Annotated in this window: 7 protein-coding genes and 1 tRNA gene; 4 read left to right on the forward strand and 4 right to left on the reverse strand. The window is 62.1% G+C overall.

Going from position 1 to position 12,435, the window contains the following annotated elements; all coding sequences use genetic code 11:
• The first annotated feature begins 83 nt into the window (after positions 1-83).
• The gene (araD1, locus tag J5289_RS10880; protein WP_209206561.1) at positions 84-1,082 is read left to right on the forward strand and encodes an AraD1 family protein; all 999 of its coding nucleotides are present in this window, start codon (positions 84-86) and stop codon (positions 1,080-1,082) included.
• Between the two features lie 57 nt (positions 1,083-1,139).
• Complete coding sequence (gene araD / locus J5289_RS10885) at positions 1,140-2,879, forward strand: L-arabinonate dehydratase (protein ID WP_209206560.1); 1,740 nt, start codon at positions 1,140-1,142, stop codon at positions 2,877-2,879.
• Positions 2,880-2,992: 113 nt separating this feature from the next.
• On the opposite strand, the gene J5289_RS10890 is transcribed toward araD, so the two are convergent.
• Positions 2,993-4,420, reverse strand: a complete 1,428-nt coding sequence (locus J5289_RS10890) for a DUF6880 family protein (protein WP_209183746.1) — start codon at positions 4,418-4,420, stop codon at positions 2,993-2,995.
• 274 nt (positions 4,421-4,694) lie between these two features.
• Between J5289_RS10890 and J5289_RS10895 the strand changes: the two genes are divergently transcribed.
• Positions 4,695-4,768 (forward strand) — tRNA-Gln (locus tag J5289_RS10895).
• A gap of 158 nt (positions 4,769-4,926) precedes the next feature.
• On the opposite strand, the gene J5289_RS10900 is transcribed toward J5289_RS10895, so the two are convergent.
• Positions 4,927-5,652, reverse strand: a complete 726-nt coding sequence (locus tag J5289_RS10900) for a GIY-YIG nuclease family protein (RefSeq protein WP_209183747.1) — start codon at positions 5,650-5,652, stop codon at positions 4,927-4,929.
• Positions 5,653-6,095: 443 nt separating this feature from the next.
• Here J5289_RS10900 and J5289_RS10905 point away from each other — a divergent pair, with 443 nt between their 5' ends.
• Complete coding sequence (locus J5289_RS10905) at positions 6,096-10,751, forward strand: hypothetical protein (protein WP_209187464.1); 4,656 nt, start codon at positions 6,096-6,098, stop codon at positions 10,749-10,751.
• A gap of 55 nt (positions 10,752-10,806) precedes the next feature.
• Here J5289_RS10905 and J5289_RS10910 read toward each other — a convergent pair whose 3' ends face one another.
• Positions 10,807-11,418: a PilZ domain-containing protein gene (locus tag J5289_RS10910; RefSeq protein ID WP_209206559.1), complete on the reverse strand. Its 612-nt coding sequence runs from the start codon at positions 11,416-11,418 to the stop codon at positions 10,807-10,809.
• Between the two features lie 173 nt (positions 11,419-11,591).
• Positions 11,592-12,188 carry a PAS domain-containing protein gene (locus J5289_RS10915; RefSeq protein ID WP_209183750.1) on the reverse strand — a complete coding sequence of 199 codons (597 nt, stop codon included), beginning with the start codon at positions 12,186-12,188 and terminating at the stop codon, positions 11,592-11,594.
• Positions 12,189-12,435: the final 247 nt, after the last annotated feature.

Consider the following 12,435-nt stretch of genomic DNA (forward strand, 5'->3'; position numbering starts at 1 on the left):
CGAGCGATTTTCGCGGGCTCTTTCCTTAAGGGCGTGCCACGCGGGCTAGTCGCTTCCGCCTTCCAGATAGAAGGACAAGGTCCGTGCTCATTTCCCAGATCAAAGGTGCAGACGGCGCGATAACAGTCGCCGTCCGCAACGAACCGGGCGAAACCGCCAAGGCCGTCAAGGGTGCCGCCAGCGTCTATGCGCTCGCGATCGAGGCTGCCGATGGTGGAAAATCACTCTCCGAAGTCATCGCCGCCCACGGGCTGGGTGAGACTGTCGACCTCGACAAGGCCTATGCCGAAGGCAGGTTCCTGCCGCCAATCACCCATCCGGACGCTGCCCACCTGCACCTGACAGGCACGGGCCTTACCCATCTGGGTTCGGCCGCCACCCGCGATTCCATGCACAAGAAGACATCCGAAGAGGCTGAGGAAACCCTCACCGATTCCATGAAGATGTTCCGCATGGGCCTTGAGAACGGCAAGCCGAAGAATGGCGAAAAGGGTGTCCAGCCCGAGTGGTTCTACAAGGGCAACGGCAACGAGACTGCAGCCCCCGGCGCACCCTTGGTGTCGCCCTCTTTCGCGCTCGACGGCGGTGAAGAGCCTGAAATGGCCGGCATCTATGTCATCGGCAAGGACGGCACTCCGTTCCGCATCGGCTTTGCGCTGTCGAACGAATTCTCCGATCACGTGACAGAGCGGATCAACTATCTCTACCTCGCGCATTCCAAGCTGCGGCCTGCTAGTTTCGGCCCGGAAATCCGCATCGGCGCTGCGCCCGACGACATCAGGGGTACGTCGAAAATCACCCGCGACGGCAAGGTCATTTTCGAAAAGCCTTTCCTGTCGGGCGAAGCGAACATGTCGCACACCTTTGCCAATCTCGAATATCATCACTTCAAGTACGGCCTGTTCCGCGCTCCCGGCGACGTTCACGTCCACATGTTCGGCACGGCGACGCTGTCGTTTGCGGACGGTATCAAGCCACAGGCCGGCGATGTGTTCGAGATCGAAGTTGCAGATTTCGGCCTGCCGCTGAGCAATCCGCTCGCCGTAGCCGCGGAAACAGACGTGACGGTTCGCCAGCTCTAGAGACTTATGCTCCGGCCCGAGAGGGATGATCCGGAGCGCCCCCAAGGACGATGTGACATGCACAAGAAAGCAGAATGGCCGCGCCGGTTGAGATCGCAGGAGTGGTACGGCGGCACCAGCCGTGACGTGATCTACCACCGTGGCTGGATGAAGAACCAGGGCTATCCGCACGACCTGTTCGACGGACGGCCGGTCATCGGCATCCTCAACACCTGGTCGGACATGACCCCGTGCAACGGCCACCTTCGCGAGCTCGCGGAGAAGGTCAAAGCCGGCGTCTGGGAGGCCGGCGGCTTCCCGATGGAAGTGCCGGTATTCTCGGCCTCCGAAAACACCTTCCGCCCGACCGCAATGATGTACCGCAACCTCGCGGCACTGGCGATCGAGGAAACCATCCGTGGCCAGCCGATGGACGGCTGCGTGCTGCTCGTCGGCTGCGACAAGACCACGCCGTCGCTGATCATGGCAGCTGCTTCCGTCGACCTGCCGTCGATCGTCGTCACCGGAGGCCCGATGCTGAACGGCTATTTCCGTGGCGAGCGCGTCGGCTCCGGCACCCATCTCTGGAAGTTCTCCGAGATGGTGAAGGCCGGCGAGATGACGCAGGAGGAGTTCCTCGAGGCAGAAGCGTCGATGAGCCGTTCTTCCGGAACCTGCAACACCATGGGCACCGCCTCGACCATGGCGTCGATGGCCGAAGCCCTCGGCATGGCGCTGTCGGGTAACGCCGCGATCCCCGGCGTAGACAGCCGCCGCAAGGTCATGGCGCAGCTGACAGGCCGCCGCATCGTCGAGATGGTCAAGGACGACCTGAAGCCATCCGACATCATGACCAAGGAAGCCTTCGAGAACGCCATCCGCACCAATGCGGCCATCGGCGGCTCAACCAATGCCGTCATCCACCTGCTTGCCATGGCCGGTCGCGTCGGTATCGATCTTTCGCTGGACGACTGGGACCGTTGCGGCCGCGACGTACCGACCATCGTCAACCTGATGCCGTCGGGCAAGTATCTGATGGAGGAGTTCTTCTACGCCGGCGGTCTGCCTGTCGTTCTGAAGCGCCTCGGCGAAGCGGGCCTGCTGCACAAGGACGCGCTGACCGTCTCGGGCGAGACGATCTGGAACGAGGTCAAGGACGTCGTCAACTGGAACGAGGATGTCATCCTGCCGGCCGACAAGGCGCTGACCCAGTCTGGCGGTATCGTCATCGTGCGCGGCAACCTGGCTCCCAAGGGTGCGGTATTGAAGCCATCCGCTGCTTCGCCGCATCTGCTCGTCCACAGGGGTCGGGCAGTCGTGTTCGAGGATATCGACGACTACAAGGCGAAGATTAACGACGATGCGCTCGATATCGACGAGACCTGCGTCATGGTCATGAAGAACTGCGGCCCGAAGGGCTATCCCGGCATGGCCGAGGTCGGCAACATGGGCCTGCCGCCAAAGGTGCTGAAAAAGGGCATCACCGACATGGTCCGCATCTCGGACGCTCGCATGTCCGGCACTGCCTACGGTACCGTCGTGCTTCACACGTCGCCGGAAGCCGCTGTCGGCGGTCCGCTGGCTGTCGTGAAGAACGGCGATATGATCGAGCTCGACGTGCCGAACCGGCGCCTGCATCTCGACATTTCCGACGCGGAACTGGCAGAGCGGCTGGCCGCATGGCAGCCGAACCACGACCTGCCGACGTCCGGCTACGCCTTCCTGCACCAGCAGCATGTCGAAGGTGCCGATACCGGCGCCGACCTCGACTTCCTCAAGGGCTGTCGCGGCAATGCGGTCGGCAAAGACAGCCACTAAAAGCCATCCACATATGATATCGACGAAAGGCGGGGCTATAACCCCGCCTTTTCCTTATCTGCAATTAGCCAAGACTTTGCCGGCGGGCGAGGCGGCTTCCGGCGAACTACGCTTTACCCGACAGCGCTCCAGAAACCATGCTTCTTGCCATGCCTTCGCTTCAGCTCCGCAACATAGACAGCATGATCCGGGAACGCCCCGAAATCGGCGATATGGCTTGCGAGAATTGCGCAGGTGGCAAGGTGTCGGGCGGCGTGGCGATAGCGGCTGGAGCGGCCGCCCTCCAGCGAGAAGTCGATCATCGCCCGCAGCAGGATGGTGGCCGCCAGCGGTTGTTTTTCCTGCAGCCATTCGGCAGCTTTGGCCAGGATCTCGTAGAGGTCGCCATCGATCTCCCCAGCGCGGGCAAGCACCAGCTTTGCCGCTTCCGCCGGCGCCGGCCATCCCTCATAGAACATCAACGCCATATGGACATCCTCGAAGTCGGCCGCGTAGGCGAAGGCCTTTTCCTCGGCCTCGATATCGTCGAAATCCGGCAGGCGCTTGATGAACGCCTTCAGGTGTTCGACGCTCAGGTCCCGCTCGAAACACTGCCAGCGAAAAGCTTGCGCCTCCGCCTCGCGGCCGAGCACCTCCAGCGTCTCGACGCGCAAATGCTGCCACTCGATATCCAGCGCCGGGCGTCCCGTCGGCGGCGCCTTGTCGAGGGCCGCGAGCGCTTCCGCCGCCCGCCCGGCCGCAAGCAGCCGTGTGGCGATCTGGGCGGCAATGGAAGGCACGGTCTGCGACTTTTCACTGTGCTGACGGACGAATGCATCGACGTCCCCCTCGGCATCGGCGATCTGCTGCAGCGCGATGCGGACGGCGGAGTCCCGATGGCGGGCCTCGATCTCGTCGGCATAAATCGGCCCGCTCATGCCCCAGCCGATGGCGACGCGGTCTTTGGGCACCTCGAGCTTCTCCTGCTGCCATCCGGCCAGCAGCTTTTTCAGCTGTGCCAGCCCGCTCTGTCCGAGGGCCGCTGCAAGCGCCGGGATCAGCGGGTCACATTCGCCATACTCATTGCGCCTGATCGCGCCAAATACCTGTTCCGCCAGCCTCTTGTGGTGGGACGCCCGTGGGGCGATGGTGCCGAGATCGACGCAAGCAGCATGAAAACTGCCGATGATCACCCCATTGCTGTCGTCGCATCGTGCGAAGATCGAACCGGCCAGCTCGAGAAAGCGCCACAAAAGGTCCATCGCCTCGTCAGGATCGCCATCGGCGATGGTGCCTGAAATCATCGTACGCTGCGTTTCGAGGTCGCTCTTCAGGGCCTTGATCTTGCGCCAGTCGATGTAGGTTTTCGCCCGGTCGATGGACGACAGCCGCTTGCGCACCTCGCGCGCCACCTCGGCCGTGCTCTGCGCACCTGCCAGCTCCAGCCGAAGCCGCCGTTTGTGCGCCGCGTTGCCCATGCTGATCTCGATCAGCAATTCGGACAGCCGCCCGGCGCCGAGCGTCTCGAGGTTCTTCGCATTCAACGTCGTCTTGGCGGCCATGAAACATCTGCTTCTTTGGTTTAAATCCGGGTGTCCGGAGCCGGCAGATTAACGGCGCCAAGGGCAGGGGGCAATCGCGTTCGCCACCCAGATGCAGCCCAAGCGCATCCCGTCAGAGCGGTTTTTGCAAGAAGAAACAATAGCCTCGCCGCGCCAGCCGATAAAAATGCGCACTAAGCCAAAACACCCGCCGGCAGGGGGTTGCATCGCCAAGAGAATCCTTTATATGACGACGCACCGGCGAAGACCTGAGGCATGCCACAGGGATCTCTATTGGGGAATAGTTCAACGGTAGAACGACGGACTCTGACTCCGTTAATCTTGGTTCGAATCCAGGTTCCCCAGCCAAATCTAATTCATAGAATTAATTTAGATAATTACAGAAAATTACGTTTTGTGGCCGATATTTTCTCGGGGACGAATTTATCGGATCGTGAAAGCACTGAAACCGCCAAATCCGAAGAATGCACAACTCAAAGTTCCTTACGTTTCAGCTCCAGTCTCATTCAGTAAATTTTTGACCAGCGCTTGAAGGCTGAGATGTCAGCTCTCAACAGCTTGAACCACTCCCCACGCGTTCGCTTTGAAGCGAAGCGTTTATGCCAGTATGCTTCGACACCAGCGGGGTCATCAGTGAGGATCGAATGAACGAGTTCGATTTCCTGAGGTAATTCAATCTGGATTTGTCGCCCGCGCTTGTTTAAGGTAGTTGTGCACCCGATCTTATAATCGGAACCATGGCGTTGCATGTAGACGAAACCGAGCGCTACCGCGGCATCTTGGTCGCTCGCAGCTGTTCTGCGGCGCGGGACGTAGCTTCGAGCGAACGCTGCCACTTCTAACTCTTGAGCACGATCAGCGTAGTCAGCTAAGGCTGCGGCTAACTCCACCATGTTCCAATGCGAAGCAATTGTTTTTGCGTCTGGGCTACCAGGACGCTGGTGAAATTCGTATTTAAGATCGGTCGTGGACGGGAATCGGCCGAGCGACCTTGAGATCTCCATCACTATTTGAAGCAGGGCATCTTTCCCCCAAGCTCCCTGAAGTTGGTTTGGTGTAAGTCCTGCTTCGGCGACAGCATCACTCCAGTTTCGCCAAATCTTACCAATCCACTCGTGGCGTTTAACACCTGTTGCTGTTTCAAATCTGGCGATCCCAGGCGCCTTACCTCCACTGCTAGCGGCCAACTGCTGTATCTTGCGAAGAATATCCTGCTTCAGATGTGCATTCATAACTCTGATCCTAGGGTTAACACTTGGCAATAGACCAGCAGCCACATGCGAGGTTGTTCAACACGCTGCGGCGTTGTCATCCAGGAGAATCAAAGAAAATTACGGCGCACAAAGAGTGCCGTCTCTCGAAAATTAAATTGCATTAGCCTTGCCCCGGTTACATGAGTAATTGCGAGTAGATCTTCTACGATAAATTTCCAACAAGAAACTTTGCTTTCACTAGTCACACTCTCCCTACCCGTCCCACACCCCATCCCGACAGCCCCAGGCAAGCTCATCCTCCCATAACCGCCTCAGGTCGGGGAGCGTGGCGAGTCTTTGTGCGCGTCCTGTAAGCGACCTAGCTGTGAGGGCGTTCGGGGTCCCCTGTGATTTCGGGCGTGCATTGTTCGCGGGGGCGCGGGCAGGGCTTCGCGGCTGTGAAGATATCAAAGGGGTTCCACATGATTTCGCCGATTTCCTCGCTGAGCGCCACGCAGATCAGGGCGCTTGCGACCACGACTATCGCGGCCTGGACGACCAACGACATTTCGGCGTTGTCGACGACGCAGATCAAGGCGCTCTCGGCAGCGCAGGTCGCGGCGCTTGAAACGGAAGACCTTGCTTCCTTCTCGACAGCCCAGCTCTCCGCCATCTCGGCAACCTCGATCACCAGCCTCAGCCTCGACCAGCTGGCCATACTCACCACCGACAAGATCGGCGGCCTCGCGGCGACGCAGATCGCGGCGCTGAAGACCGCACAGATCGGCGCGCTCGACGCGCAGCAGATCGAGGCGCTGACGCCCGCTCAGGTGGCATCCCTTAGTGCCGGCCAGATCGCAGCACTGTCGACAGACGATATCGCCGGCTTCTCGACGGCCGACATCGCCGCAATCAGCGCCAGCGCCATTACCGGGCTGTCGTCCGCCAATATCTCCGTGCTCAGCTCCGGCCAGACTGCGGCCCTCAAAACCAGCCAGATCGTCGTGCTGAGGACCAGCCAGGTCGCGGCGCTGACGACGGACCAGATCCCCGCACTCTCGACCGCGCAGATTGCCGCCCTCAGCGCGACGCAGGTCAAGGCCTTGCCGACCGGAGATGTCGGCGCCCTATCCAGCGCCCAGATCGCCGCCCTCGGCACGAGGGCGATTGCAGGGCTGACGTCGGCCCAGATTTCGTCGTTGTCGACGGGGCAAATCGATGCCTTCACGTCTGTGCAGATCGCCAGCCTCACCTCGCTGCAGGTCTCGGCCGTCAGCGTGGCCGGCCTCGCCACATTTTCCTCCGGCGACATGGCGGCGATCAGCACCGTGGCGCTGGCAGGGCTGTCCACCGCCAGCATCGCAGCACTCACCTCCGATCAAGCCGCAGCGCTGAAGACAACCCAGATCGCGGCGCTGAGAACGGGCCAGATCGCAGCGCTCACTTCCGACCAGATCCCGGGCCTGTCGACCTTGCAGATCGCCGCCTTGACCGCATCGCAGGTGAGGATGCTGAACGGCGCAAGTATCGCCGCGTTGTCCACCGATCAGGTCGCGGCCATCAGCACCAAGGCCGTCTCGGGCCTCACCACGCAGCAGATCTCGTCGCTCTCGACAGGGCAGGCGCAGGCTCTCACCCCGGCGCTGGTCGGCGTCATGACGGCAGCCCAGATCGGCGCGCTCAATACTGCTGATCTCGCTACCTTCTCGACGGCCGATATCGCCGCAATCAGCGTTGCCGCATTGCCGGGCCTTTCCACCGCCAATGTCGCCGTTCTCAGTTCCGACCAGCTATCCGCCCTGAAGCCAACCCAGATCGCCGCCCTGAAGACAACCCAGATCGCTGCGCTCGACGCAACCCAGACACCGGCGCTGACGACGGCGCAGGTCACCGCGCTGACCTCGCTGCAGATCAAGGCTTTGGCGAGCACCAGCGTCAGTGCCCTGTCCGCCGACCAGATCGGCGCGCTCAATGCCAAGGCCGTCGCCGGCATGACGACCGCCCAGATCGCGGCCCTCTCCACGGATCAGGCTGCAGCGCTGACATCCAGCCAGATCGCAAGCCTCAACTCCGGCCAGATTGCAGCACTCAGCACTGCCGATATCGCGACGTTCTCGCCCGACGAAATCGCGGCCATCAACGCGGTCGCCCTGACAGGGCTGTCCACCGACGGTATCGCGGCGCTCACTCCGGATCAGGCGGCGGCGCTGAAATCGACCCAGATCGCAGCCCTGAAGTCCGGCCAGATCGCGGCCCTTTCGTCCGACCAGATTGCTGCGCTTACGACATCGCAGGTCGGCGCGCTGGTCTCGGCGCAGGTCAAGGCCTTGTCCAGCGGCGGCCTCGCGGCCCTTTCCGGCGACCAGATTACCGCGTTGAACAGCAAGGCTATCGCAGGCTTTACCTCGCTGCAGATCTCCTCCCTGTCGACGCTGCAGATCGAGGGCTTCACATCCGCCCAGGTCGCCAGCCTCAGTTCCGCGCAACTGGCAGCGCTGAGCACGGCAGACCTCGGTGTCCTGTCTACGGACGAGGTCGCCGCCATCAGCAACGCGGCGCTCTCAGGCCTTTCGAGCGCCGGCATCGCCGCCCTTTCGCCGGAACAGACGGCAGCGCTGAAGGCAACCCAGATTGCCGCCCTGAAGACGGCGCAAATCGCAGCCTTGAGTGCCGCCCAGATTGCCGAACTCGGCACCTCGCAGGTAGCCGTGCTGACGGCAGCGCAGACCGGCGCACTGTCCAGCACCACCATCGCCGCGCTGTCGAACGAACAGATCGGAGCCCTCAGTGCCAAGGCCGTGGCAGGTCTCACGTCGGCACAGATCGCTGCCCTGTCGGTCGATCAGGTGGAATCTCTGACCTTGGCGCAGGTCGCAGGCCTCGGCTCCGCCCAGATCGCCGCCATGAGTTCAGCGGATCTCGCGGCCTTCTCGGCCGATGAAGTGGCAGCTGTCAGCACCGCAGCGCTTTCCGGCCTTTCCAGCGATGTCCTGTCGTCCCTCAGCGCCGACCAGATCGCAGCGTTGAAGACAAGCCAGATCGCAGCCCTTAAAACCGCACAGATCGCCGGCCTTGCATCCGGGCAGATCGGCACCCTGAGCACCACGCAGGTTGCCGCCCTCAGCGCCGCGCAGGTCACGGCTCTCTCCTCCGGCAGCGTCACGGCCCTCTCCGACGACCAGATAGCGGCGTTGAGCGTCAAGGCGGTCGCCGGCCTGACGTCGACGCAGATCACCCTGCTATCCAGCGACCAGATCCAGTCGCTGACCTCGGCACAGGTGGCAGGCCTTGGCTCCTCCCAGATTGCCGCCCTGAGCACGGCAGGTCTCCAGGCCTTCTCGACCGACGATATCGCGGCGATCGGGACGGGAGCTCTTGCAGGCCTCTCGACCACTGCCATCGCCGCCCTCAGCCCGGATCAGGCCGCAGCGCTGAAGACGACGCAGATTGCGGCGCTGAAAAGCGCACAGATCGCGGCACTGACCACGGCACAGATTGCCAGCCTCACGACCCAGCAGATCGGGGCGCTCAGTTCATCAGCCATCTCCGGCATTTCGACAGCTGACATCGCAGCCTTTTCCGCAGACCAGATCGCCTCGCTGACGGCAACGGCGATGAAGGGCCTGACCTCCTCGCAGATCGCTGCCCTGACGACCGACCAGGTCAGCGGCCTCTCGGCATCGCAGATCGGGGCGCTGAATTCCTCGCAAATTGCAGCCCTCAGCACCGCCGACCTCGCGACCTTCTCTGCAGCCGATCTGGCCGCGATCAGCGCGGCCGGCATGTCGGGCCTCTCCAGCGACAATATCTCCAGCCTTTCGCCTGACCAGGTTGCTAGCCTGACCGCGGTCCAAGTGGCCGGGCTGACATCCTCACAGATAGCCGCCCTAACCGGGGCGCAGGTCGCAGCGCTGACAACCACGCAGGTAGCTGCCCTCGTCTCGACCGCGATACCCGGCCTCTCGACTGCAGGGATCGCATCCCTCTCGGGCGAGCAGGTTGCGGCGCTCACCACCAAGGCCGTCGCCAGCCTCACCACGGCGCAGGTCGGCGCCTTGTCCAGCGACCAGATCAACGCGTTGACGGCAACGCAGATTGCCAGCCTCGCCTCGAGCCAGGTCGCCGCCCTGACTGCGGGCGATGTTGCGGTCCTTAGCGCCGACGATATCGCAGCGATCACCGCCTCGGCGCTTTCCGGCCTGTCATCCAGCAACATCGCTGCCCTCAGCGCCGACCAGATTGCAGCCCTGAGTGCCAGTCAGCTGGCTGCACTGCAGACAGCCCAGGTTGCGGCGCTGACTTCAGCGCAGCTTCCGGGCCTCACATCGTCGCAGATCGGCGCGCTCACCTCTCTCCAGATCGCGGCTCTCTCCAGCGACAGCATTGCAGCCCTGTCGCCGGACCAGGTGGCTGGCCTCAGTGCCAAGGCCGTTGCCGGCCTTACGGCAGCCCAGGTTGCCGCGTTGTCGACCAGCCAGGTCGAAGCGCTGACTCCGACCCAGTTTGCAGGCTTCAGCGCCGCGCAGGTCGGTGGCCTCAACAGCGCGGATGTGGCTGTTCTCTCGACGGACGATATCGCAGCTATCGGAGCGGCTGCGCTGCCGGGGCTGGCGAGCGCCAATATCCCATCGCTCACGCCGGACCAGATGGCGGCCCTGAAGACAAGCCAGATCGCCGCACTGACCTTCGCCCAGACCCGGGCCCTGAGTTCGGCACAGGCCGCAAGCCTCAGTACCGATCAGGTGGCGGCGCTGAACGCGGTACAGATAGCTGCGCTCGGAACGGCCAGCGTCGCAGCGCTCTCGACCGATCAGGTCGCGGCCCTGAATGCAAGGTCTCTGGTCGGCCTGACCACGGCTCAGATCGGTGCCATGTCGACGGCGCAGGTCGAAGCCCTGACGCCGGCCCAGGTGGGGGCACTCAATTCCCTGCAGATCGCGGCATTGAGCACGGACGGGCTGTCGGCCTTCTCGCTGGCAGACATCTCCTCGATCTCTACGGCGGCGATTGCCGGCCTCTCCACGGGTGATATCTTCGGATTGTCGAGCGCCCAGTTGCAGGCAATCACCGCATCACAGGCCGAGGCACTGGATCCAACCCAGATGGCGGCGGTCATCACAGCCTACCAGTCTTTCTGATAGGATTGGACCATGCCTTTACCCACGTCGCGCAAAGCGTCGTGGGCTTTCCGGCTCAGAGAAATTCGCGCAGCGTGTCGCGCGATTGCAGCGACAGGAATTCGATTGCAACGCCTTCGCGGAAATGGCGAACGATCCTGCCGCGCATGTTGCCGAGGCGGACGGCCATGCCGAGGGCAGGGCGCGCTTCGACATCGACGGCAGCACCGGAGAGCGACAGATCCATGAGGCGGCAGTTATAGACGGAGCCATCCTCGAGGGTCAGTTCCACCGTCGCACTCTTCGGCGTCAGCCGATCATGGCGGCGATCCTCGGGCAGGCCGAGTTCGTGCTTGTTGGCAAGCCAGGTCAGCTGTGCTGCGAGCTTCTCGCGTTTGCGATCGGTGGCGTTGATCGACATGTTGAAGCCGCGATTGTCGAGCGAGATGACAAGACCCTCAATCCGGCCTAGATGGTCGATATAGGCAATAACCCGCTCATTCGCGCGCGGCCTGCCTTCGCATATAACGTAAAGGTCGCCCGGCGACATATCGACGACCATGCACTCGAATTCATCGTAATTTGCCAGCATCAGGCGACCCTGCATGTTGATCGGCACCCTTTGAAAGGTCCGTTGATCCACGCGCGGCGCACTCCGCGTTGTCAGTGCTGGCTGGAATGAGTGCATAAAGCGACTTCTTGATCCTGTGAGGCTCCAAGCATTGGTAGCAGAAATTTGTTAATAGATGATTGGCCGCCGTACGCCAGTTGCATTCGATGCACGTCATGCACTCATTCGCCACGCCCCAAAAGAGCGCAGGTTGTATCGTGGCTACCGGAGCATCTGCGACAGTTCGAAGGTCAGAGGTTGAGCGCCCGGCGAACGGCGAGGGATAGCCCCAACCCCTTGCTGGCCAAAGCCGATGCTTGAGATTGCGGCGCAGGCGTTTCGGGTTCGCGCAAGCCCGTCTGGCCATCGATCTTACGGCCACGATCGAGACGAAGACCGGCGAGGGGCTGCATTCCAAGCCAGGCGCTTTTGCTCGTCGCCACCAGGCAACCCAGCACCCGATCGCAGCGATCCGGCGAGGAGCGCATCGGCAGCAGGATGACCTCGAATGTCATCGAGCGGCCATAGCCGCCATTGCCCGTTGCATTGAGCAAGGCCGGCGAAACCCCGTCCATGACCCCCTTGGCAAAAGTGACGGCCTCGTCACCTTGGCTGCTCCAAAGCGACGAAAATGGCATGTCGCGAAGTTCCCGGGCGAAAAGACTGCAAATCATCGTCCCCGCCAGGCGAAAGCGGGGACCGCCGGCATCAGCGGCTTCCAGGATGAAGACCTGCGGCAGCATGTGACGGATGGCACCCGGATCGATCTCGGACCGCAACGGAGCGTCGGCGATCCCTCGGGTGCTGTTCCAATAGGTAAACAGTTCAAAGCTCGTATCCAGGCGCATGGTCGGTCCGTGTGTCAATTCGGTGCAGGATGGCGAATATTTCCGCCCTCTGGACCATCCCATGCTTATTCCGTGCCACGGCAACCGGGTTAGGGTTAACGAAGCCTTTCAATTGACCGCCGGTGCTTTCCCGTGAGATCGAGGATCATGACAGTCCGAAGGCTGACAGCACCAACTTCCAGCCGCCCGGCTCAATTGGGCGGCTTCTTTTTTGGCAACCGCTCCTGTATGCCTTGCGCTTTCCTTT

Origin of the sequence: Rhizobium sp. B230/85, assembly GCF_019355735.1 — a bacterium.
GTDB classification, from domain to species: domain Bacteria; phylum Pseudomonadota; class Alphaproteobacteria; order Rhizobiales; family Rhizobiaceae; genus Rhizobium; species Rhizobium rhododendri.

What these genes read in the sequence shown, in the direction of transcription:
- J5289_RS10905 (WP_209187464.1), top strand. Translation starts at nt 6,096, where the DNA reads ATGATTTCGCCGATTTCCTCGCTGAGCGCCACGCAGATCAGGGCGCTT.
- J5289_RS10910 (WP_209206559.1), bottom strand. Translation starts at nt 11,418, where the DNA reads ATGCACTCATTCCAGCCAGCACTGACAACGCGGAGTGCGCCGCGCGTG.
- J5289_RS10915 (WP_209183750.1), bottom strand. Translation starts at nt 12,188, where the DNA reads ATGCGCCTGGATACGAGCTTTGAACTGTTTACCTATTGGAACAGCACC.
- J5289_RS10900 (WP_209183747.1), bottom strand. Translation starts at nt 5,652, where the DNA reads ATGAATGCACATCTGAAGCAGGATATTCTTCGCAAGATACAGCAGTTG.
- J5289_RS10890 (WP_209183746.1), bottom strand. Translation starts at nt 4,420, where the DNA reads ATGGCCGCCAAGACGACGTTGAATGCGAAGAACCTCGAGACGCTCGGC.
- araD (WP_209206560.1), top strand. Translation starts at nt 1,140, where the DNA reads ATGCACAAGAAAGCAGAATGGCCGCGCCGGTTGAGATCGCAGGAGTGG.